Genomic DNA, 21,216 nt, shown 5'->3' with positions numbered 1-21,216 from the left:
TCAAAGTGTTATCAGCATATCCCGACCGATAGCCGTCAGTACCCCTGCGCGATAGAAATTACCGATTGAATCCTCCTGCGTGCCTCTAGTAAGCTCACCCCCATCATTTGGAGACATAACATGTTGCAACTCACCCACACTCAGGTTTGCCCTGCTGCCAGCGCCCCGCGTTCGGTATCGGCTACCCGCGTGAACGGTTCGAGCGCAGCTGTAAGCTTTTATTTTGGGTATTGGTTTAGCCACTGGCGCGCCTGATACCTGAAATCGGCGGCCACTACTCAAGGGGTCGCCTGCCAGAGAAATCTAACCCCCGGTCGGCTCCCCGACCGGGGGTTTTGTTTTTTCAGGCCCTTAACTTTTTTGAAGAACATTTAAAGGAATCACGACATGAACTACGCCACCTATTACCGCTACGACACCAGCACTGCATGGCGATTTAGCAAGCTCCGTTCGGGACAGCCTGCCGCCTCCGATCGGTCACCTATTGGTGGCAAACCAACACACGTCGCCGATACGGCCAATTGTCGAACACCCCAGTAGGGCCGAGCGTGCGGGAACAACCCGCCGCTTGCCCAGGAAGCCTTGAATATGAACTCTGCCACCGCCGCTCTGCCTGTTGCCAACCTGTCCAGCGCCAACGAAGCGCTGACCCAGCGCCTGCCCAGCTCCCTCGAGCTCAAGCACCAGCTGCCCCTCAGCCCGTTCCTCAATGAACAAGTCCACGCCCATCGCCAAGCCGTGCGCGCCATCCTCAATGGCGAAGATTCACGCTTGCTGGTGATTGTCGGCCCGTGCTCGATCCACGACCCCGAGTCGGCCATGGAATACGCGCGCAACCTGAAGAAACTTGCACTCGACGTCAGCGACCAGATGCTGCTGGTGATCCGCGCCTACGTCGAAAAACCGCGCACCACCGTCGGCTGGAAAGGCCTGGCCTACGACCCGCACCTGGACGGCAGCGACGACATGGCCGCCGGCCTCACGCTGTCGCGCGAATTGATGCGCGAAATGCTGCGCCTGGGCCTGCCGGTGGCCACCGAATTGCTGCAACCCATGGCCGCCGGCTACTTCGACGACCTGCTCAGTTGGGTGGCGATTGGTGCACGCACCACCGAGTCCCAGATCCACCGTGAAATGGCCAGCGGCCTGGGCATGCCCGTGGGCTTCAAGAACGGCACCGATGGCGGCGTCGCGATTGCCTGTGACGCGATGCGCTCGGCATCCCACCCGCACCGCCATTTCGGCGTCGACAGCCAGGGCCACCCGGCGATCATCCAGACCCCGGGCAACCCCGACACCCACCTGGTGCTGCGCGGCGGTCACCGTGGGCCGAACTACGACGCCCAGAGCGTGGCCCAAGTGAAACAGGACCTGGCCAAGTCCAAGGTGGCGGCACGGATCATGGTCGACTGCAGCCATGCCAACAGCGGCAAGGATCCGCTGCGTCAGCCGGCGGTATTCAATGACGTGCTGGAGCAACGCCTGCAAGGCGACACTTCGCTCATCGGCATGATGATTGAAAGCCACCTGTTCGAAGGCTGCCAGCCGTTGAGCGCGTCGATGAAATACGGTGTGTCGGTGACCGATGGTTGCTTGGGGTGGAACGGTACTGAGCAGTTGTTGCGCAGTGCGGCGGAGCAGTTGCGCATACAACGCTGAGCCCTCTGACATGTGAAGATCAAAATGTAGGAGCTGGCTTGCCAGCGATAGCGGTACATCAGCTACAACTGTGTAGCCTGACACAATGCAATCGCCGGCAAGCCGGCTCCTACAGTTGAACGTAATGAAACTCAAGAGAGGGGATACAACGCCTCATCGAACTGCGCCAGCTTCGGAAACACCAAGGGCTGCTCATCCGCCAGCCCTTGCAGCCGCTGTTCATACGCCACCAGAAAGTCCCGCCGCGCCTCATCACTGATGTACGGCACATGCCACGCCACAAACGGCGCCAGCACGTCATAGCCCACATACGCCAGCGTCCCCCGCAGTATCGGGCGCAGCATGTCCTCCAGCGGCCCATGGATCGCCCCCTCGCCGAACATATGCTCACGCCCGCCCAGGGTCACCGTGACCATCGCCCGCTTGCCCGCCAACCCGCCCTGGTCATAGAAACGCTTGCCGCCGTAACACACCCCGGACACCAGCACCCGGTCGATCCAGCCCTTGAGCATCGCCGGCGCCGAGAACCAGAAGATCGGGAAGTTGAGGATCAGCAGGTCCGCCCATAACAGCTTGTCCAGCTCGGCCTGAATATCCGCCGCAATCGACTGCTTTTTCACCCCCAGCCGCTGCTCCAGCGCGTACACCAGATAGTCAGGGTTTTCCCGCGACGAAAAGTCCGCCGCCGACGCCACCGGGTTCCAGTGCATGGCATACAAATCGCTGACCTGCACCTCATGCCCCTGGCCTTGCAGCGTGGCAATGGCCTTATCGCGCAGAGCGGCAGTGAATGACTGCGGTTCAGGGTGAGCGTGAACAATCAAAACCTTCATGGGAGTTCCTCAAACAGTGTGGGCCGCCCGTTGGGCCAGCAGGTGGTCGAGCCAGTCGGGGTCCATTTCCGGCTCCGATGAGAACAGCAGGCCGGTGTAGTCCTGGTACGGCGGGGTGAAAATCGCACTGCGACTGCCGTGGTCCACCACCCTGCCCCGCTGCATCACCACCACCTCGTCGGCGATGGCGCGCACGGTGGCGACGTCATGGGTGATAAACAGGTAGGCCACGCCGAGTTGCTGCTGGATTCGGTTGAGCAGCTTCAGCACGCCTTCGGCTACCAACTGATCAAGGGCCGAGGTGACTTCGTCGCAGATGATCAGTTGCGGGTCAGCCGCCAGGGCGCGGGCGATGCAGATGCGTTGCTTCTGCCCACCGGACAACTCCCGCGGCTGGCGCTCCATGAACACCGCCGGGTCCAGCTCGATCATCTCCAGCAGCTCGGCTACACGAGCACGCATGGCCTTGCCCTTGAGCCCCAGGTAAAACGTGAGCGGGCGGCCGAGGATGTCGACGATGCGCTGGCGCGGGTTCAGCGCGGTATCCGGGATCTGGTAGATCATCTGGATGCGCCGCAGCTGCTCCTTGCTGCGCCGCCGAAAATCCACCGGCAGCGCCTCGCCGTCATACAACACCTGCCCGGCCGTAGCCGGCAACAAACCAGTGATCAGCCGCGCCGTGGAGCTTTTGCCGCTGCCGGACTCGCCGATCACGGCCAGGGTCTGGCCGCGATACAGCTTCATCGACACCTCATGCAGCACCGGCTGATGCCCATAACTGGCGCACGCCTGGCGCACCTCCAGCAACGGCACCTGCTGCGTCGGGCAGGCCTTGGGCTCAGTGCGGAAACTGCGCACCGCCCACAGCGACTTGGTGTAATCCTCTTGCGGCTGGCTGAGCATGCTACGGGTGTCGGCTTCCTCCACCAGCTTGCCGTGGCGCAACACCATGATGCGGTCGGCCATCTGCGCCACCACCGCCAGGTCATGGCTGATGTACAGCGCGGCGCTGCCGAAAGTTTTCACCGCATCGCGGATCGCCGCCAACACTTCGATCTGGGTGGTGACATCGAGGGCCGTGGTGGGTTCGTCGAAGATGATCAGGTCCGGGTGACAGGCCATGGCCATTGCCGTCATCACACGCTGCAACTGCCCGCCCGAGACTTGATGGGGGTAACGCTGGCCAATGCTTTCCGGGTTGGGCAGGCGCAGCACGCGGTACAGTTCCACCGCCTCGCGTTCAGCTTGGGCACGGCTGATGCCGCCATTGATCACGGCGGTTTCCACATGCTGGTCGATCAACCGATGGGCCGGGTTGAACGACGCCGCCGCGCTCTGCGCCACATAGGCGATGCGCAGGCCGCGCAGCTTGCGCAGCGTTTCGGGCTTGGCCTGCAGCAGCTGGATGCCGTCAAAACACACCGAGCCACCGGTGATGCGGCAACCGTCCCGCGCATAGCCCATCGCGGCCAGGCCAAGGGTGGACTTGCCCGCCCCCGACTCACCGATCAACCCCAGCACTTCGCCGCGCTGCAAGGTCAGGTCGATGCCCTTGATCAGCGGGTGCCACGCGTCTTCGTAATGTCCTTCGATCTGCAGGTTGCGGATTTCCAGCAATGGCGTGTCCATCCTCAACACTCCTTCAGGCCGCTGGATTTATGCAACATCCAGTCGACGACGAAATTTACACTCACCGTGATCAATGCCACGGCCAGCGCCGGGAGCAACGGGCTGATGTCGCCGAAGGTAATCAGCACCGCGTTGTCACGTACCATGCTGCCCCAGTCGGCGGTCGGTGGTTGAATGCCCAGGCCGAGAAACGACAGCGCACTGATAAACAAAAAGACAAAGCAGAAGCGCAGGCCGAATTCGGCAATCAACGGCGCGGCCGCATTGGGCAACACCTCGCGGGTGACCAGCCACCACAGGCCCTCGCCGCGCAGGCGGGCGGCCTCGACGAAGTCCTGCACCACCACGGTCATCGCCACGGCACGGGACAGGCGAAACACCCGCGTCGAATCCAGCAAGGCAATCACCAGCACCAACGAGGTGGCGTTGGTGCCGACCACGCTGAGGATCAACAGCGCGAAAATCAGCTGCGGGATCGCCATCAGCACGTCCACCACCCGCGACAGGCCCTGGTCGATCCAGCCACCTTTGATGGCTGCTACCAGGCCACTCAAGCCCCCCAGCAAAAACGCGAGGGTGGTGGTCAGAAAAGCGATGCCCAAGGTGTTGCGCGCGCCGTAAACCAGGCGGCTGAACATGTCGCGCCCCAGGTTATCGGTGCCCAGCAGGAACTGGCCGCTCCAGGGCGCGAAGCCCTCACCCACCACCTGGGTTTCACCATAGGGCGCAAGCAATGGCGCAAACACCGCCACCACGATGTACATCACAATGATCAGCAGGCCGAACTTGGCGCTCAACGGCGCCCGTGCCACTTGGCTCAACAGGCTCATGGTCTACCCCTTCGGATGCATCAGGCGTGGGTTGCTGGCGATGGACAACACGTCCGCCCCGGTATTGAGCAGGATGTAAGTCGCGGCAAAGATCAGGCTGCACGCCTGTACCACCGGGATGTCGCGCTTGGACACCGAGTCCACCAGCAACTGGCCCAGGCCCGGGTAGACGAACACCACTTCGACCACCACCACCCCCACCACCAGGTACGCCAGGTTCAGCGCGATCACGTTGACGATGGGCGCCAGCGCGTTGGGCAAGGCGTGCTTCCAGATAATCCGCGACTGGCTGATGCCCTTCAGGCGCGCCATCTCGATGTACTGGCTGGCCAGCAGGTTGATCAGCGAGGCGCGGGTCATGCGCATCATCTGCGCGATCACCACCAGGCTCAGGGTGGCGACCGGCAACACCGAGCGTTCCAGGATCGTGCCCAGGGTGGCGTCCGGCGCCAGGTTGGACAGGCTGGGGAACCAGCCGAGCTTCACCGAGAACACCAGGATCAGCAGGTAGGCGACAAAGAACTCCGGAAACGACACCGCACTGAGCGCCGAGGTATTGAGCAGACGGTCGAACCAGCTGTTGCGGTACAGCGCCGCCAGCATGCCCAGCACCAGTGCAGTGGGCACCGAGACCAACGCCGCCAGCGCGGCCAGGCTCAAGGTGTTGCCCAGGCGTGCGCCGATCAAATCGGCGATGGGTCGCTGGTTGGCCAGCGAAGCGCCAAGGTCGCCGTGCAACAGACGCAGCAGCCATTGCGCAAAACGCGTGAGTGGCGGCAAGTCCAGGCCCAACTGCGCCCGAAACGCCGCCACGGTTTCCGGCGTAGCGGACTGGCCGAGCATGGCTTGGGCGATATCGCCGGGCAGCATGCCCACGGCGAGAAAGATGATCACCGAGACGGCGAACAGTGAGAGCAGGCCGAGGGCCAGGCGTTGGAGGACCAGTTTCAACAAGCTATTCATCGTGCGATTCCTTGACCGGGCACACGTTCAAAAACACCACCGCTACCTGTAGGAGCTGGCTTGCCAGCGATAGGGCCAGTGGCATCTCTGGCACTCTCAAAGCAGCCATCGCCGGCAAGCCGGCTCCTACAGGTGTTCGTCGTTGAACTCAGGCCTGCCACCACCGCTCAATCAGGCGCAGCCCATCCAACTCACCATACGGCGCAGTTTGCGCGCCATGGGCCACGCGGTTCGAACGTGCCGCCACGGAGCTTGCAAACAACGGCACAATCGCGCCGCCGTCGTCCCGGCACAGGGCCTGCATTTCGTTGTACATCTCCTGGCGCAGCGGGGCGTTCATCTCACCACGCGCAGCGGTGAGCAATTGGTTGAAGCGCGGGTTGTCCCAGTGGGTTTCATTCCACGCCGCGCCCTTGGCGTAGCCGATGCTGAACATGCGGTCGGCGGTCAGGCTGCTGTACCAGAACGAAGTGGTGAATGGTTGCTTCATCCACACATTGGAGAAGAACCCATCGGCCGGCTCGCGCACCACGTCGATATCAATACCGGCCTGACGCGCCTGCTCCTTGAACAATACCGAGGCATCCACCGCGCCGGTGTAGGCCGCATCGGACGCTTGCAGGCGCACCTTGAGCGATTCCACGCCGGCCTTGCGCAGGTAGAAGCGTGACTTGTCCGGGTCGTAGGTGCGCTGCTCCAACGCGGCGTTGATAAAGCGGCTGCCAGGCTGGATCGGATGATCGTTGCCCACCAGGCCATAGCCGTACAGCACCGACGCCAGCAAGCTTTCGCGGTTGATCGCATGCTTCATCGCCATGCGGATATCGTTGTTCTTGAACTCGTTGCTGTCGCACAACATCGGGAAGGTGTAGTGCTGGGCGCCTTTGGTTTCCTCGATCACCAGATTGGGGTTGCGCTTGAGCAGCGCCACGGTCTTCAGGTCGACCTTGTTGATCACGTCCACTTGCCCGGTGACCAACGCGTTGACCCGTGCCGCGCCGTCGGCAATGGCCAACAGCTCGGCGCTGGCGAAGTGTGCGCGGTCCGGTTTCCAGTAATCGGGGTTGCGCTCCAGGTCCATGCGCACGCCGGGCTCGAAGCTCTTCAGGCGATACCCGCTGGTGCCCATACCGGCTTGCCAGTCGGCCACGCCGTCCTTGGCGGGCATGATCACCAGGTGGTAATCGGCGACCACATAGGCAAAGTCGGCGTTGCCCGAATGCAGCTCGAACACCACCGTGTCGTTGCCCTTGGCGCTGACGCTGGCGACATCGCCGAGCACGGTCTTGGCCGCCGAGGTGGAGTCTTTGCTCAGGTGGTGATTGATCGACACCACCACGTCTTCGGCGGTCAGGCTTTTGCCGTTATGGAACGTCACGCCCTGGCGCAGGGTGAAGGTCCACACCCGCGCATCCGGCGTGGACTCGAACCGCTCGGCCAGCTCAGGGATGGCGGTGCCGTCGACGGCAATTTCAGTCAGCGTGTTGTACACCGCCGAGAAGCCGACGAAGGTGAAGGTATCGACCCAGGAGCCGGGGTCGCGAGAGTCGGTGGTGCTGCCCCCGGCCAGGCCCAGGCGCAGCACGCCACCGGGCTTGGGGGTGGCATCAGCGGCAAAAGCCGGCAACGGCAAGCCCATGGAGAACGCAGCAGCCACTGCACCGGCCACGGCGCTGTGCTTGAGGAAATCCCGTCGGTGCATCACTTGAGTCATTTTGTTGTTGTTTTCGCTCATGGTCTTGTTCCTCTAAAGGTCAACAGGCATAGGCATGTTTCAGCTCGATCAAGGTCACGCCATTGCGTTTGAAACCATTGCGCAAGTCCGTCTGCAATTCATCCAGGTTGTGTGGCTGGTTCACGGTGCAGCCGAACGCCTGGGCGAACAGCGCAAAATCCGGGTTACGCGGCAACACGCCGATGGGCTCGATATCGAGGCTCAGCATGTCATCGCGAATCTGGCCGAGGGCGTCGTTATTCCACAGCAGCACCACCAGCGGGCTGTCCAGTTCTTCGACGGCGGTGGCCAGTTCCTGCGCGGTGTAGAGAAAGCCGCCATCGCCCACCAGCACCAGGCCCGGCCGCTGCGGCGCACCGAACTTGGCGCCGATGCCGGCCGGCAAACCGTAGCCGAGGGTGCCGTAGCCCGTGGGGTGCAACCAGCTACGCGGTGCACGGCTTTGGTAGGCGTAGTTGCCGGTGTAGGCCAACTGGGTCATGTCGCTACTGATGAAGGCGTTGGCCGGCAGTTCGGCCGCGATGCGGTCGAGGATGGCCTGGTGAATCGACTGCAACGGGCCATGCCCAAGCTCGACGGCCTGGAGCAGTGCCGCGACTTTTTCAACCGCCTCGGCGGGGTCACGCAATGCCGTCGGCAAATGCTCCAGCAACGCCTGCACCGTCTGCCGGGCATCGCCGCGCAACGCCACCGCGCAGGGGTAGAAATCATTGAACTTGCGCGGGTCGATATCCACCCGCAGCAGCTCTCCGGTGAGCGGCAAGCGCTCGCGCCAGTAATCGGTGTCGGCCATTTCCGTGCCGACGGCCAGCACCACATCCGCCTCGCTGATCAGTTGCCAACCGGGTTCCACGCACAGGGTCGAACCGGCATTCAGCGGGTCATTGATCGGCAACAGGCCCTTGCCCGCCACGCTGGTGAAAAACGGCGCGGCCAATTGTGTGCTCAAACGCTGCAAGGCTTCACCGGCGGCCAGCGCGCCGCCACCGGCTATGATCATCGGCCGCTTGGCCGCCGCGAGCTTGGCCACTGCCAACTCCAGCGCGTCAACCGACGGCAAACCACGCCCTGGACGGCGCACCACCTCGCTGCTCCAGTCGCGCTTGATCGGCGCTGCCAGCACATCCAGCGGCACTGAGATGTGCACCGGGCGCGGCCGTTCGCTGTCGAACACCGCGTAAGCCCGGGCGACCAGTTCAGGTAAATCTTCGGCGCTCAACGCCACCGCCGAAAATGCGGTGATCGGTGCCGTGATCGCCCGCTGGTCCTGGGTTTCATGCAGAATGCCCCACCCCTTGCCGAGGCTGGCGGTGCTGTTGACGCTGGAGATCACCAGCATCGGAATCGAATCGGCATAGGCCTGGCCGATGGCCGTGGCCGCATTGGTCACGCCGGGGCCGGTGATCACGAAGCACACCCCCGGCTTGCCGCTGACCCGCGCATAGCCGTCGGCCATGAAGCCGGCGCCTTGTTCGTGGCGCGTGAGCACATGGCGAATGCCACTGCCAGGCAGGCCCCGGTACAGCTCCAGGGTGTGAACTCCGGGAATGCCGAAGACCGTGTCGACGCCGTAGTTGGCCAGCAACCGTACCAAGGCCTGGCCGCCTGTCATCATCTTGTCAAACATGTTCACCTCCCAGGCGGATCAACGCATCGACCGCCGTGGCGCCGTGGGCGCTGACCAGCAGTGGGTTCACATCCAGCTCCAGCAAGCGCCCGGCGTTGGCACAGGCGTAATCGGCCACCGCACGGATCGCTGCGACCACGCTTTCCATGTCCGCCCTGTCTCGCCCGCGAAAGCCTTGCAGCAGGGTCGCACTGCGCAGGCTGAGCACGGCGTTGCGGATTGCATCATCGGTGGTGGGCAGCAACAGGCTGCGACTGTCTTTGAGCAGTTCCACCAGGATGCCGCCCGCGCCGATGACCAGGGCCAGGCCGAAATCGTTTTCGCGCTTGATGCCCACGATCAGCTCGGCCAACGGTGGTGTGGCCATGGACTCCAGCAGCAACTGGTCAAACACCACCGTCGGTGCATACGCGGCGATGTGCTCACGCATCAGCGACAGCGCCGTGGTCAGCGCGACGCCGTCCTTGAGGTTGAGCGCCACGGCCCCGGCTTCGGTTTTATGCGGCAAATCCGCACTGACCGCCTTGAGCACCAGCGGGTAACCCAGCAACTCGGCATCGCCCACGGCCCGCCCCGGCGTGCTCAGCACCCCGGCGGGAGTAGCCAGGCCAAAGGCGCGCAGGGCTTGCTTGGACGCCCATTCATCCAGCGCCAATCCGTGGCCATCCAGTGCTTGCGGGCAGAGCAGCTCAAGGATCGATTCGCCGCGCGCCAGCAAGGTACGGCGGGTGGTTTGATACGCCGCAATCCGCCCCCAGGCCGCGAGTGCATCCTCGACCCCTTGCAGTGCCGCAATGCCCTCGGCATGCAAGCGCTGGCGGGCATGGGGCGGCAACAGTTCAGGAAACGCCGAGGTGACAAACCCGGTCTTGCCATGGCGGCCCAGGGCGTCGCAAAACAGTTCCAGCAAGAGGTCGCATTCCTTGCGCTCGCCGGTGAACTCCGCCGGGTAATCCAGCACCAGCATGGCCGCATCGGCGTCAGTGCGCAGCGCTGTGTCGAGCATGGCGTTGAGGGCTTCACGGTCGCCCCAGATGGCGGTGGTGAAGTCCAGCGGGTTGACCAGGTTGGCGTAGCTGGGCAGCACCTGAGCCAGTTCGCCGCGCTGGTCTTCGTCGAGTTTTGGCAGGGTAAGCTGGTTGCGCTCGGCGTAGTCGGCAATCAGCCCGGCATCACCACCGGAGCAGGCCAGTGCGATCAGGCTATGACCCGCAGGCAGGTTGCCGCACGCGGCGGCCTTGAGGGTCTCGACAAAACTCACCGGCCCGCTCACGCGAATCACCCCCAGCCGCGCAAACAGGCTGTCATACAGCGCATCGGAGCCGGACAACGAACTGGTATGACTCAAAGCCAGCTCGGCACCAATCTGCGACACGCCGGTTTTCAACGCGATGATCGGGATACCTTTTTCCAGCGCCTTGTGCGCCGCACGGGCAAAGCCCGGCACATTTTTCAAGCCTTCCAGATGCAGGCCGATGGCAGTGACACGCGGCTCATCGAGCAACACGTCCATCAATTCGGCAACACCCAGCTGCGCCTGGTTGCCCACCGACGCCATGTAGGCAACTGGCAACGAGCGGTCGCTCATGGACAGGTTATAGGCGAAGTTGCCGCTCTGGGTCAGCACCGCCACGCCCTTCTCCACCGCCTTGCCGCCGTGGGCCACCGGCCACAGCGCCGAGCTGTGCAGGTAGTCGAGCAGGCCGTAGCAGTTGGGGCCGAGCAAGGCCATGTCGCCCGCAGCGGCTAACAGCTGTTGCTGCAGGGCCGCGCCGCTGGCCCCCGTTTCGGCAAACCCGGAGGCGTAGCAGATGGCGCCGCCGGTGCCGATGGCGGCCAGCTCGGCGACGCAGGTCAGTGTCAGTTCACGGTTGGTGGCGATAAACACCGCATCCGGGCCGCAAGGCAAATCGGAAACCCGGCGCACACAGGGGATGCCGTCAAGGCTGTCGTGCTGCGGGTTGACCAGCCACATCGGCCCGTCAAAACCACCCTCGGCGCAGCGCTTGAGTGCGCGGGCCATGCTGCGCCCGCCCACAAAGGCCAGGTGCCGGGGCGCCAGCAGGCGCTTGAGGTTGTCGCGAATAGCCTGGGACATAAGCGTTCTCCGCGCCGATCAGCGCAACAGTGGTCGCAACAGTTCGCGGGCGATGATATGGCGCTGGATTTCCGAAGTGCCTTCCCAGATCCGTTCGATCCGCGCGTTGCGCCAGATCCGCTCCACCGGGCCTTCGTCCATCAGGCCCATACCGCCAAAAATCTGCACGGCTTCATCGGCGACCTTGCCCAGGGTTTCACTGGCAAACAGCTTGGCCATGCCGGCTTCGCCGTCGGTCATGTTGCCCTGGTCCATTTTCCAGGCGGTGTGCAGGGTCAACAGCTCGGCGGCGCGGATTTGCGTGGCCATGTCGGCCAGCTTGAAACTCACGCCCTGGTAGGTGCCGATTGGCTGGCCGAACTGCTTGCGGTCAGCCGCCCATTGCAGCGACACATCCAGCGCCCGCTGGGCCTGGCCGACACAGTTAGCGGCGACCATCACACGGCCGGCCGTCAGCCAGGCATTGGCCACGTCCCAGCCCTTGCCCACTTCGCCCAGCACTTTGGAGGCTGGCACGCGGCAGTCGTCGAAAAACATTTCATAGGTATGGTAGCCACGGTTGCTCACGCACTTGGGGCCACGGCGAATGGTCATGCCCGGCGTGCCGCGGTCCACCAGGAACGAGGTCACGGCATTGCGCTGCCGGCCGTTGTGCTCGTAGGTGTCGGTGACCGCGAACACGATAGCGAAATCGGCGTGCCCGGCATGGCTGATAAAGTGCTTGCTGCCGTTGATCACAAAGTCATCGCCGCTGCGCACCGCACGGGTCTTGATGGCGTTGGCGTCAGAGCCGGCCCCCGGTTCGGTGAGGGCAAAGCAGTCGATTTTCTCGCCCCGAATGCACGGCAACAAGTAGTCCTCGATCTGCGCGCCGGTGCAGGCCATGAGGATCTTGGAGGGGCGCGCAACGAACACATGCAGCGCCCACGACACCTTCGACAACTCGCGTTCGATCAAGGCCTGGGACAGGTAGTCGAGGCCCCCGCCACCCACCTCTTCCGGCATGTTGAAGGCATAGAAACCGGCAGCAATCGCCTTGTCGCGGATCTGTGCGGCCAGCGCTGGCGAGACCTCGTCGGCACGGTCCACGGCCTCCTCATGGGGCAGCAATTCCTTGGCAACAAAACTGCGTACCGCGTCCACCAACATATCTTGTTCTTGGCTGAGTTGGAAATTCATGGCGCTACCTGTTCGGAGGTGTTGTTGTTATTTGCCGCTGAAAATCGGGAGGCGTTTTTCCATCGAGGCGCGCAGGGCTTCGGCACCATCAGCACTGCGCCCGCACAACAGGCCGGCGGCCAGTTCCGCCTGCAATTGCTCGGGCAGGCTGCGGTCGGCGCCTTCGCGGATCAGGGTCTTGGTCTGGGCAAAGGCGAAGGTCGGGCCGTTGGCCAGGCGTGCCGCCAGTTCAAGGGTGTGGGCCTGCAGTTGGTCATCGGCGACCACTTCACCCACAAGCCCGGCGGCCAGCGCGCGGTCGGCGCTCCACAGCTCATCCAGGAAGAGCAGGCGCTTGGCTTGCTCGGTGCCGATCAGGCGCGGCAAGTGCCAGCTGGCACCGGCGTCCGGCGAGTAGGCCATGCTGGTATAGCCGGCCTTGAAGCGTGCCGATTGGGCGGCGACGCGCAGGTCGCAGCACAGGGTCAGGTCCATGCCGGCGCCGACGGCGGTGCCGTTGATGGCAGCAATCGTGGGTTTGTCGAGGGTGTGCAAGCGGGTCATCAGGGCGTGGGCGGTTTCGGTCCAGCCGTAGGTTTCCAGGGCGCCACGGGCTTCGGCATCGGCCCATTCCGCCAGGTCGGCACCGGCGCAGAAGCTGCGGCCACTGCCGGTCAACACCACCACCCGCACGCTGGCGTCGGCGTTGAAGCCGTCGAGCAAGGCATGCAGGTGCTTGAGGGTGGGGATATCGAGCGCATTGCGCTGGGGCCCACGGTTGAGGGTGATCCAGGCAACGCCTGCTTGCACTGCGGTGAGCACGGGCGAATCGATCGTCATGGCTTCCTCGAATTATTTTAATTGGCTTGAGGGGTGCGACATGGCGAGATACTAAACGAGTGTTCAGTAAGGTGGCAATCGGCAAACTGCAAATATTTTCAGAGGAGAAATGCCGACCCGGACAGTGCGCCCAGGCGGCGAGAAAGGCTCAGGGTTTGAGCTGGTAACGCTGGCGCCCGGCGCCCTGCAGGCCGTCGACCCAGGCTTCGCAGATCTGAATGCCCTGCTCCGGGGTAAAGGTGCCGGGGTTAAGCCCCGACTCCAGCCACAGCCCGTCGAGCAAGGCGCTCAAGCCGATGGCGGCAAGGTCGGCATCGAAGTATTCCCAGCCCTCCTCCCCTGCCATGTCGGTCAGCGCCGAACGCATGATGGTGCGGTACTCGCCATAGGAGTGTTCGTGGGCCAGGTTGATGGCGGGCGCGGTCTTGACCGCGCCCCAGAACACCAGCCAGGCATCCAGCAGGTGCGGGTCGAGCAGCTCCGGGGAAAACGAGCCACGGAACAGCGCCGACAGCCGCTCCCGAGGGTCCGGTGGTGCCTTGGCCATGGTCTCGCGCAACAGGCTCATGACCTGGCCGGTGATGGTGCGGTAGGCCTCGGCGACCAGCTCATCCTTGCCCGAATAGTGATGGCTGATCAGCCCCACCGACACCCCGGCCTCGGCACTGATCTTGCGAATCGACGCGCCCTGGAAGCCGTCGCGCTTGAGGCACGTCAGCGTGGCCTGGACCAGATTGGCCTTGCGCACTTCCGGGTCCATCCGGGAAAAACGGGATTCCTGGGTCATGCGGCGGTTTCCTGCAGTTGAGTCGGCAGCCAGACTCTACATCACTCCCGGTAACCCGGCGACACCCGATCCAGCATGCGCAGCAACGCCGCCCAGGCCAATTGCATGGCATCCAGGTCAACCAGCTCGCCTTCGGCCAGCGGCCTGTCCGGGTTGTTGAATTGCTGTTCGGTGTAGGTACACACCTCGGCAGACGGCAGGATCAGCGTGCCGCAGGCCTGGGCGGCGATCTGGATATCGCAGGCTTTCTCCAGGTAGTACATGCGCAGGAATGCCTGGCTGACCGTCTCGCCCACCGTGAGCAAGCCATGGTTGCGCAGCATCAGCACCGGCTTGTCACCCAGGTCGGCCACCAGCCGCCGCTGCTCGTCCATGTCCAGGGCGACACCTTCGTAATCGTGGTAAGCGACCTTGCCGTAGAACTCCATGGAGATCTGGTTGACCGGCAACAGCCCGCACTCCAGCGCAGCCACCGCACAGCCCGCACGGGTGTGGGTGTGCAGCACGCACTGGGCGTCTTCTCGCGCACCATGGATCGCACTGTGGATGACAAAACCGGCCGGGTTGACCGCATACGCCGAGGGCTCCACCGCGCGGCCATCGAGGCCGATCTTCACCAGGCTGGAGGCGGTGATCTCATCGAACATCAGCCCGTAGGGGTTGATCAGGAAGTGATGCTCCGGCCCGGGAATACGCACCGAAATGTGGGTAAAGATCAGGTCGCTCATGCGGTAGTGCGCGATCAAGCGGTAGCAAGCGGCAAGCTCTTCACGCAGTTGCTGTTCGGTGGAGTGAGTCATTTTTATGCTCCGGGCGGGGTGGGTGATGGCGACGCTAATCCACTCTTCAGTAGAAAAACAAGCACCCATGAAAAACAAGCACCAGTAAAAAAACAGGTTGATTTTTTACTGGTGCTCGCCTCCTATAGAAAAATAACAACAATCGCGCCTGGAGTATCCGCACCATGTCGCACGCTGCCTTTCCCCACCTGTTCGAGCCCCTGCAACTGCGGGGCAAACGCCTGAAGAACCGCATCATGTCCAGCGGGCACGACACCTCGATGCCCACCGACAACCGGGTCAACCCGCAGTTGATCGCCTACCACCGGGCCCGTGCAGAAGGTGGCGTGGGGCTGATTGTGTTGCAGGTGGCCGGGGTGCACGACAGCGCGCGGTACACCTCCCATGTGCTGATGGCCACGGACGATGCCTGCATCGAGGGCTACCGCGAATTGGCCGAGACTTGCCATGCCCACGGCACGGTGGTGCTGTCGCAGATCTTTCACCCGGGCCGCGAAATCATGGAATCGGCCGATGGCCTGCTGGCAGTGGCGTACTCCGCGTCAGGGGTGCCAAACGAACGGTTCCGGGTGATGCCTCGGGCGCTGGAGCAGCCGATGATCGACGAGATCGTCGCGGGCTACGCGGCGGCAGCCTCGCGGTTGTATCAAGCGGGGATCGACGGCGTGGAAGTGGTTGCGAGCCATGGCTACTTGCCGGCGCAGTTTCTCAATCCTCGGGTCAACCGGCGCACCGACGGGTACAACGGTTCGCTTGAGCAACGGTTGAGGTTCCTGCGAGAAATCATCGCCGCCGTGCGGCAGGCCACCAACGAACATTTCATCATCGGCCTGCGTATTTCGGCGGACGAGCGCGATGCCGAAGGCCTCACCGAAAGTGAATCCCTGGAAGCGGTGCAGAGCCTGCAAACGCACCTGGATTACGTGCATATCGTTGCGGGCACATCGGCGTCACTGGGCGGCGCGATCCATATCGTGCCGCCCATGGCGATTGCCGCCGCGTACCTGGCGGATGAGGCGGCCACGTTCAAGGCCAGCCTGTCGATTCCGCTATTCGTCACCGGGCGTATCAACCAGCCCCAGGAGGCCGAGTTGATCCTGGCGCGAGGCCAGGCCGCTGTGTGCGGCATGACGCGCGCGCTGATCTGCGACCCGTTGATGCCCGCCAAAACCCTAAACGGTCATGCCGAAGATGTGCGCGCGTGCATCGCGTGCAACCAGGCGTGTATCGGTCACTTTCACAAGGGGCTGCCGATCTCCTGCATCCAGCATCCGGAGACCGGCCGCGAGTTGCAATTCGGCGACCTGCGCCCGGCGATGACGCGCAAGCGTGTGATGGTGGTCGGCGGCGGCCCCGCCGGGATGAAGGCGGCGGCCGTGGCAGCACAACGCGGGCACGCGGTAACACTCTATGAAGCCAGTGGGCAATTGGGTGGCCAGGTGCTGCTGGCGCAGTTGCTGCCACGGCGCAGCGAGTTCGGCGGCGCCAGCACCAACCTGCAACGGGAAATGGAATTGGCGGGCGTACGCGTGGTACGCAATACCCGGGTTGACCGTACCCTGGTGGAACGGGAGCAACCCGACCACGTGATCATCGCCACCGGCGCCGAACCCTATTGGCCGGCTTTCGAACAAGGCGGCGAGCTGCAAGTGGTCGACGCCTGGCAGGTTCTGCGCGGCGAGGTCGAACTGGGCCGCTCGGTGGTGGTGGTCGACTGGCGCTGTGACTGGATCGGCCCCGGCATTGCCGAACGCCTGGTGCGCGCCGGCCACGCCGTACAACTGGCGGTCAACGGCACGCATTGCGGGGAAAACCTGCCGCTGTATGTGCGCGACCAACTGGCCGGCGAGTTGCATCGCCTGGGCATCCCGATCATTCCCTACGCCCGCCTCTACGGCTGTGATGACAGCACCGTGTACCTGCAACACACCGCCAGCGGCGAGCCGATGTTGCTCGAATCGGTCGACACCCTGGTGTTGTGCCAGGGCCATCAGCCGGTAGACACTCTGGGTGCACAGCTGCAAGGGGTGGTGCCCTTCGATCGCATTGGCGATTGCCTGGCACCGCGCACCGCCGAAGAGGCGATCTATGAAGGACTGAAGGTAGCGTGGACGCTTTGAACGACGAATCAGCGCAATTGTTTTTGGGCACCCGCATTCGCGGCCTGCGCAAGGCTCGCGGCCTGACGCTGACGGACCTGGCGCAGATGAGTGAATTGACCGCCGGCTACCTGAGCCAGCTGGAGCGCAACCTGGCTTATCCGTCGATCCCGGCGCTGTTCAATATCGCCCGCAGCCTGGGGGTGACCATCCAGTGGTTCTTCGCCAGCGAAACCGTGCCGGCAGCGGAGGACGAAGGTTATGTGGTGCGCAGGGGCAACCGCCAGAGCATTCGCTACGAAGACGGCATTGTCGATCAACTGCTGACGCCGTTGCCCAATCACCAGTTGGAAATGCTGCACTCGTGCTTTCCTCCGGGCACCTACAGCCAAGAGAGCTACAGCCATGAGGGTGAGGAAGCCGGGTACGTACTGAGTGGGCAGTTTGAGTTGTGGGTGAGTGAGCGGCGCTTTTTGCTGGATGAGGGTGACAGTTTCAGCTTTGCCAGCAACGAGCCCCATCGCTATGGCAACCCGGGCAAGGTGGAAACCGTGGTGATCTGGGTGATAACACCGCCGACATTTTAAGCCGCTGGTGGCAATGGAGACCTTTCCTACGGGAACTGGCGACAGTGGCGTGGCGGCCATCAGTGGTGAAGGCCTGGGAGCGCTTGCTATAAAACTGGCTACTTCTTTTCGAGGTTGTTGCTATGTTTGGATTGCATCTGCTGTGCTGTAAACCCACCCCGGATGAACTGGCGACCGCGAAGGCCGTCAAGTCGCTCAAGACCTGGAAGATCACGGGCAGGTACATCTCGCTGGACCCCGTCGAGATCATGTCCTCGCAAAACTATCGGAATGCGATACGCCAGATCCGCAAAATGGAGACTGACGATTCATGGGCCTGCTAATCATTCTGCCACTGCTGGTCAGCGGTTATCTGATCTGCATCAAACACCCCTATTACTACTGCCGCATGCATCGCTTCGATGGGCAGTTGCTTTATCTGCAGGTAGCGCGACTGGGAGTCGCTTGCCTGCTTGCAGCCACCTTCTTGAGTGCTCTGGTACTGGTCGTGTCAAAACAGAACCTGTACGCGGGCGGTAGGTTGGTCCCGACCGACTACAGTGACTATCTGGGTTCCCAGTTGGTGCAACTCGATATTGCCAATGAAAAAAACTGCACGCTGTGGGTGTTCCTGCTGCAAGTCGGGCTGACATCGATGCTCATGCCTTTTTGCTGGGCACGGTTGTATGTCCTGTCCAAAAGCAGCCGCCTGAGTCTCGAAAATGCCACGCAGTTGGACTGGCAGTTGACCCTCGGTATTCTTGAAGACACACCGTTCAAGACGTTGCTCAAGGAGTCAATTCAACAACAAGTGCCGTGCATGTTCAGTTTCAGTGACCGAAAAGTGTATGTAGGCATTGTTGCCGTGGTTGGCGGGCCGACTGAGTCGGACGGTGTGGACCACGCATTCACCCTGATCCCCCTGCTCAGCGGCTACCGCGACAAAGACACGCTCGAAGTCACGCTCAACACCCACTACGCAAACGTGATCACACCGGCGCCCATCATGCTTATCCAGGAAAACGTCGTCTCGGCCACGCGCTTCGACTTCACCACCTGGAACAGCTTCCAGTCCCGCAAACACCGCAAGGCACGCCAGGGCCAGTTCTACCAACACCGCCCGGCGCGCCCGTTGAAAGCCTCAAGCGCCTGCGCCTGAGGCCTTGCGCGTCACGTCAATCAAACTTCCAGTTCAACCCCACGCGCAGCATCTGCCCATCGTTCTTGAACTTGGAGTCGTACCCGGTGCCCGCCCCGCCACTGCCCGGAATCACCGCCACGTTCAGCTTGTCCTCGCCCAGGTCGTAATACAGGTATTCGGTCTTGAACGACAGGTTCTGGGTAATCGCCTGCTCGATACCGGCGCCCACGGTGTAACCCATCTTGAAATGGCTTTGATCGCCGCTGAACTGGGTGTTGCCGGTAGGGCCGAACATGTCGACGCTCTGGCTCGTTTCACCGTAGGCCAAACCGGCCGTGCCGTAGATCAGGGTGTGGTCAAAGGCATAACCGAAGCGGCCGCGCAGGGTGCCGAGGTACTTGATCTTCGACTCGAACTTGTTGTTCAGCGCCAGGTGGGTGTTGAGTTGCGAGGTGCCGATAGTGCGGCTGTCTTGCAGGTCGGTGTGGGAGATGTCGGCCTCGATGCCGGCAACCCATTGGCCGAACTGGTAGTTGTAGCCGATCTGCGCACCGCCCAGCAGGCCATTGCGGTCCAGGTCAACCCGACCCGGGCGGGCGCCGCCGTTGATGTTGGCAATGTTCGGTGCAGCCTGGCCCTTAGTGTTGACGTCTCCGTCGCCACCAAAGCCGTAGCCGGCACTCAGGCCACCGTAGAAACCGGTCCAGTCGGTGGGGCCTTCGGCAGCCTGGACGGAGGCGCAAGCCACCACAGTAAGCGCAGTAACGCCGAGTAAACGAGTGATCATGTAGAAGCTCCTGGTTTTTTTGGTTGATTGACAGGCACAGCGTTGCCGCACGCCGAATGGGATCGGCGCGAAGCGTGAATTCAGATAAGGGGGGTCAGCACCGAACCGAACAGTTCGGGGTAAGGCTATTGGCCGAGGAAGCGGTAGTCGGCGCTGTAGGGTTCCACGTGCAGTTCACCGGCTTGCTCGCAGCTGCCGCCGAACACACCGCCCAATGTATGCAAGCGCTCCACGGCAACCACCTGCGCCAGCCCACCCTCGCCCTGATGGTCGACCACCCCCAGGCGCAACAGCGGGATATCCTTGGGGCCGGCCCCCGGGGCCTGGGCAAGCACCTTGCCCACCACCGCACTGCGGTCATCCAGCTGCCAGGTCGGCCCGGCGAAATGCCGACCGACCGTCTTGCCGTTGATCATCAACGTGGCCAGCGGCTCACGAAACTGCCAGCCCAACTGGCCGTTGCTGTCCTTGGCGCAGGTGTAGATCTGCACACCCGTGGCCTGCACGGTCATCAGCACATGTTTCGCAGCCCCCGCGGCCGGTTCCGGCAAGTCCTGGGCCTGGGCACGCTGGGCGTCGATTGCACAGAGCACCAGCACCACCAGGCCGATCACCTGCAATACCATCAGCGCCAGGCGATTACGGCGCGCTACAACGTCGGGGTCGGTGTTGCTCATTGTTCGTCTGCCGGAAGAAGGGTCGAGAAGGGTCTGGTCAATCATTTTGGGATCCATCGGTAGTCGATCACGGCTGGTTATCAGCGTCTGCAGGATGAACAACCGACCCGAAGTGTTTATTCCCGACTTTTTTCCAGACCCGGCGAAAACGCCTCGCCTACCAGACCTCCACCTTCAACTCCGCACGTTGGCTGGCGGGCATCGGCAGCGCCTTGCCGCTGTGTACCACCCCGTGTCGCGGCGACTCACGCTTGAGGTTCGGCACCGGGATACGCCCCCCGCCACGCACGGTTTGCGCCCCATTCATCTGGAACTTGCCGTACGCAAAGTTCAGCCCTACGCCGTTCTGGCGCTGGAAATAAATCCACCAGCGGCCTTCCTCGAACTTCATAAAGGCAAAGCCTCGTGGGTAGGCATCCTCGCCATAGTCATCGAACGTCATCGCCGTGGCGAAACCCAGGCCATGCCCATCAAACCGGCTCAGGTACTCCTTGTTCAGGTAATCGCTGCCGCCCTGCACATGGAACACCCGGTAGGTGGTGTCGTCGATGTGGTCGATCAGGATCGAACAACCACTGAAATCCGGCGTGAACACATAGCCAGTCGCACCGGGGTTGGCAGGAATGTCACAGAAGCTGCCCTGGGGCACCCAATGCCCCATCAGTGGCCGCTCGACCTTGCCGTACTCCCCCGGTTTATCCAGGGTCGCCAGGCGAAAGCCGCCGGCTTTGTGATCATTGACGTCAAACACATTCAGGCCGGCAACCAGCCCGGAAGGAATACGCTTGGCCGTCATGAAGTTCTGTTGCAGAAAGGTCTTGGTGGATGAAAACGCGTTCATGCATTGGGTGGACATAAGGGGCTCCGGGCAGTAGGAAAGCGTAGACGTGTTGCCGATCCTCAAACACCGTTCGGATCACGGGAAACCATGAGAAGAACACCCTCCCCCGATGCTTTATTCCATGATTTCGCTTAATCGAAATGAGC

19 protein-coding genes are annotated in these 21,216 nt (G+C 62.7%); 5 read left to right on the top strand and 14 right to left on the bottom strand.

Features of this window, described 5'->3' with window-relative positions; genetic code table 11:
* Positions 1-588 precede the first annotated feature (588 nt).
* On the top strand, positions 589-1,659 hold the full coding sequence (locus tag AC07OV_RS07955) for a 3-deoxy-7-phosphoheptulonate synthase (protein WP_495091973.1): 1,071 nt from the start codon (positions 589-591) through the stop codon (positions 1,657-1,659).
* 131 nt (positions 1,660-1,790) lie between these two features.
* Here AC07OV_RS07955 and AC07OV_RS07950 read toward each other — a convergent pair whose 3' ends face one another.
* The 11 genes from AC07OV_RS07950 to AC07OV_RS07900 all read right to left on the bottom strand — a co-directional run bounded on the left by AC07OV_RS07950 (position 1,791) and on the right by AC07OV_RS07900 (position 14,959).
* Positions 1,791-2,492, bottom strand: a complete 702-nt coding sequence (locus tag AC07OV_RS07950; RefSeq protein ID WP_259174475.1) for an NAD(P)H-dependent oxidoreductase — start codon at positions 2,490-2,492, stop codon at positions 1,791-1,793.
* A 9-nt stretch (positions 2,493-2,501) separates the two neighbouring features.
* Positions 2,502-4,121 (bottom strand): ABC transporter ATP-binding protein, encoded by a 1,620-nt coding sequence (locus AC07OV_RS07945; protein ID WP_495091972.1) that lies wholly within the window; start codon positions 4,119-4,121, stop codon positions 2,502-2,504.
* A gap of 2 nt (positions 4,122-4,123) precedes the next feature.
* Positions 4,124-4,951, bottom strand: coding sequence for an ABC transporter permease (locus AC07OV_RS07940; RefSeq protein ID WP_176997602.1), 828 nt, complete (start codon positions 4,949-4,951; stop codon positions 4,124-4,126).
* Positions 4,952-4,954: 3 nt separating this feature from the next.
* Positions 4,955-5,914 carry an ABC transporter permease gene (locus tag AC07OV_RS07935; protein WP_495091971.1) on the bottom strand — a complete coding sequence of 320 codons (960 nt, stop codon included), beginning with the start codon at positions 5,912-5,914 and terminating at the stop codon, positions 4,955-4,957.
* 148 nt (positions 5,915-6,062) lie between these two features.
* Positions 6,063-7,649: an ABC transporter substrate-binding protein gene (locus AC07OV_RS07930; RefSeq protein ID WP_495091970.1), complete on the bottom strand. Its 1,587-nt coding sequence runs from the start codon at positions 7,647-7,649 to the stop codon at positions 6,063-6,065.
* A gap of 19 nt (positions 7,650-7,668) precedes the next feature.
* Positions 7,669-9,276: a 5-guanidino-2-oxopentanoate decarboxylase gene (locus tag AC07OV_RS07925; RefSeq protein ID WP_495091969.1), complete on the bottom strand. Its 1,608-nt coding sequence runs from the start codon at positions 9,274-9,276 to the stop codon at positions 7,669-7,671.
* On the bottom strand, positions 9,269-11,374 hold the full coding sequence (locus tag AC07OV_RS07920) for an acetate--CoA ligase family protein (RefSeq protein WP_495091968.1): 2,106 nt from the start codon (positions 11,372-11,374) through the stop codon (positions 9,269-9,271). The genes AC07OV_RS07925 and AC07OV_RS07920 overlap by 8 nt, the downstream gene beginning before the upstream one ends.
* 18 nt (positions 11,375-11,392) lie before the next feature.
* A complete protein-coding gene (locus AC07OV_RS07915; RefSeq protein WP_495091967.1) occupies positions 11,393-12,553 on the bottom strand; it encodes an acyl-CoA dehydrogenase family protein in 1,161 nt (386 codons plus the stop codon).
* Between the two features lie 27 nt (positions 12,554-12,580).
* A complete protein-coding gene (locus AC07OV_RS07910; RefSeq protein ID WP_494996719.1) occupies positions 12,581-13,372 on the bottom strand; it encodes an enoyl-CoA hydratase/isomerase family protein in 792 nt (263 codons plus the stop codon).
* A 148-nt stretch (positions 13,373-13,520) separates the two neighbouring features.
* Positions 13,521-14,159: a TetR family transcriptional regulator C-terminal domain-containing protein gene (locus AC07OV_RS07905; RefSeq protein ID WP_176997595.1), complete on the bottom strand. Its 639-nt coding sequence runs from the start codon at positions 14,157-14,159 to the stop codon at positions 13,521-13,523.
* Positions 14,160-14,200: 41 nt separating this feature from the next.
* Positions 14,201-14,959, bottom strand: a complete 759-nt coding sequence (locus AC07OV_RS07900) for a class II aldolase/adducin family protein (protein WP_176997594.1) — start codon at positions 14,957-14,959, stop codon at positions 14,201-14,203.
* Between the two features lie 164 nt (positions 14,960-15,123).
* Between AC07OV_RS07900 and AC07OV_RS07895 the strand changes: the two genes are divergently transcribed.
* The 4 genes from AC07OV_RS07895 (at position 15,124) to AC07OV_RS07880 (ending at position 18,783) form a co-directional block, all read left to right on the top strand.
* Complete coding sequence (locus AC07OV_RS07895) at positions 15,124-17,079, top strand: oxidoreductase (protein ID WP_495091966.1); 1,956 nt, start codon at positions 15,124-15,126, stop codon at positions 17,077-17,079.
* Entirely contained in the window at positions 17,067-17,645 is a 579-nt protein-coding gene (locus tag AC07OV_RS07890; protein WP_495091965.1) for a cupin domain-containing protein, read from the top strand. The genes AC07OV_RS07895 and AC07OV_RS07890 overlap by 13 nt, the downstream gene beginning before the upstream one ends.
* A gap of 122 nt (positions 17,646-17,767) precedes the next feature.
* Positions 17,768-17,968 carry a hypothetical protein gene (locus AC07OV_RS07885; RefSeq protein ID WP_494996717.1) on the top strand — a complete coding sequence of 67 codons (201 nt, stop codon included), beginning with the start codon at positions 17,768-17,770 and terminating at the stop codon, positions 17,966-17,968.
* Positions 17,956-18,783: a hypothetical protein gene (locus AC07OV_RS07880; protein WP_495091964.1), complete on the top strand. Its 828-nt coding sequence runs from the start codon at positions 17,956-17,958 to the stop codon at positions 18,781-18,783. The genes AC07OV_RS07885 and AC07OV_RS07880 overlap by 13 nt, the downstream gene beginning before the upstream one ends.
* Positions 18,784-18,799: 16 nt before the next feature.
* On the opposite strand, the gene AC07OV_RS07875 is transcribed toward AC07OV_RS07880, so the two are convergent.
* The 3 genes from AC07OV_RS07875 to AC07OV_RS07865 form a co-directional block, all read right to left on the bottom strand.
* Complete coding sequence (locus AC07OV_RS07875; RefSeq protein WP_176997589.1) at positions 18,800-19,552, bottom strand: outer membrane protein; 753 nt, start codon at positions 19,550-19,552, stop codon at positions 18,800-18,802.
* A gap of 125 nt (positions 19,553-19,677) precedes the next feature.
* Positions 19,678-20,274 carry a DUF3455 domain-containing protein gene (locus tag AC07OV_RS07870; protein WP_495091963.1) on the bottom strand — a complete coding sequence of 199 codons (597 nt, stop codon included), beginning with the start codon at positions 20,272-20,274 and terminating at the stop codon, positions 19,678-19,680.
* A gap of 112 nt (positions 20,275-20,386) precedes the next feature.
* The gene (locus AC07OV_RS07865; RefSeq protein ID WP_176997587.1) at positions 20,387-21,085 is read right to left on the bottom strand and encodes a hypothetical protein; all 699 of its coding nucleotides are present in this window, start codon (positions 21,083-21,085) and stop codon (positions 20,387-20,389) included.
* Positions 21,086-21,216 lie beyond the last annotated feature (131 nt).

The organism is Pseudomonas sp. GW821-FHT09A09 (assembly GCF_059418405.1).
The sequence above is the reverse complement of the archived record's forward strand: the minus strand, read 5'-3'. Positions and strand labels throughout refer to the sequence as shown.

Bases quoted from the DNA above. Each gene is read 5' to 3' on its own strand.
- AC07OV_RS07955 (WP_495091973.1), top strand. From the start codon at position 589: ATGAACTCTGCCACCGCCGCTCTGCCTGTTGCCAACCTGTCCAGCGCC.
- AC07OV_RS07950 (WP_259174475.1), bottom strand. From the start codon at position 2,492: ATGAAGGTTTTGATTGTTCACGCTCACCCTGAACCGCAGTCATTCACT.
- AC07OV_RS07945 (WP_495091972.1), bottom strand. From the start codon at position 4,121: ATGGACACGCCATTGCTGGAAATCCGCAACCTGCAGATCGAAGGACAT.
- AC07OV_RS07940 (WP_176997602.1), bottom strand. From the start codon at position 4,951: ATGAGCCTGTTGAGCCAAGTGGCACGGGCGCCGTTGAGCGCCAAGTTC.
- AC07OV_RS07935 (WP_495091971.1), bottom strand. From the start codon at position 5,914: ATGAATAGCTTGTTGAAACTGGTCCTCCAACGCCTGGCCCTCGGCCTG.
- AC07OV_RS07930 (WP_495091970.1), bottom strand. From the start codon at position 7,649: ATGAGCGAAAACAACAACAAAATGACTCAAGTGATGCACCGACGGGAT.
- AC07OV_RS07925 (WP_495091969.1), bottom strand. From the start codon at position 9,276: ATGTTTGACAAGATGATGACAGGCGGCCAGGCCTTGGTACGGTTGCTG.
- AC07OV_RS07920 (WP_495091968.1), bottom strand. From the start codon at position 11,374: ATGTCCCAGGCTATTCGCGACAACCTCAAGCGCCTGCTGGCGCCCCGG.
- AC07OV_RS07915 (WP_495091967.1), bottom strand. From the start codon at position 12,553: ATGAATTTCCAACTCAGCCAAGAACAAGATATGTTGGTGGACGCGGTA.
- AC07OV_RS07910 (WP_494996719.1), bottom strand. From the start codon at position 13,372: ATGACGATCGATTCGCCCGTGCTCACCGCAGTGCAAGCAGGCGTTGCC.
- AC07OV_RS07905 (WP_176997595.1), bottom strand. From the start codon at position 14,159: ATGACCCAGGAATCCCGTTTTTCCCGGATGGACCCGGAAGTGCGCAAG.
- AC07OV_RS07900 (WP_176997594.1), bottom strand. From the start codon at position 14,959: ATGACTCACTCCACCGAACAGCAACTGCGTGAAGAGCTTGCCGCTTGC.
- AC07OV_RS07895 (WP_495091966.1), top strand. From the start codon at position 15,124: ATGTCGCACGCTGCCTTTCCCCACCTGTTCGAGCCCCTGCAACTGCGG.
- AC07OV_RS07885 (WP_494996717.1), top strand. From the start codon at position 17,768: ATGTTTGGATTGCATCTGCTGTGCTGTAAACCCACCCCGGATGAACTG.
- AC07OV_RS07880 (WP_495091964.1), top strand. From the start codon at position 17,956: ATGGGCCTGCTAATCATTCTGCCACTGCTGGTCAGCGGTTATCTGATC.
- AC07OV_RS07875 (WP_176997589.1), bottom strand. From the start codon at position 19,552: ATGATCACTCGTTTACTCGGCGTTACTGCGCTTACTGTGGTGGCTTGC.
- AC07OV_RS07870 (WP_495091963.1), bottom strand. From the start codon at position 20,274: ATGATTGACCAGACCCTTCTCGACCCTTCTTCCGGCAGACGAACAATG.
- AC07OV_RS07865 (WP_176997587.1), bottom strand. From the start codon at position 21,085: ATGTCCACCCAATGCATGAACGCGTTTTCATCCACCAAGACCTTTCTG.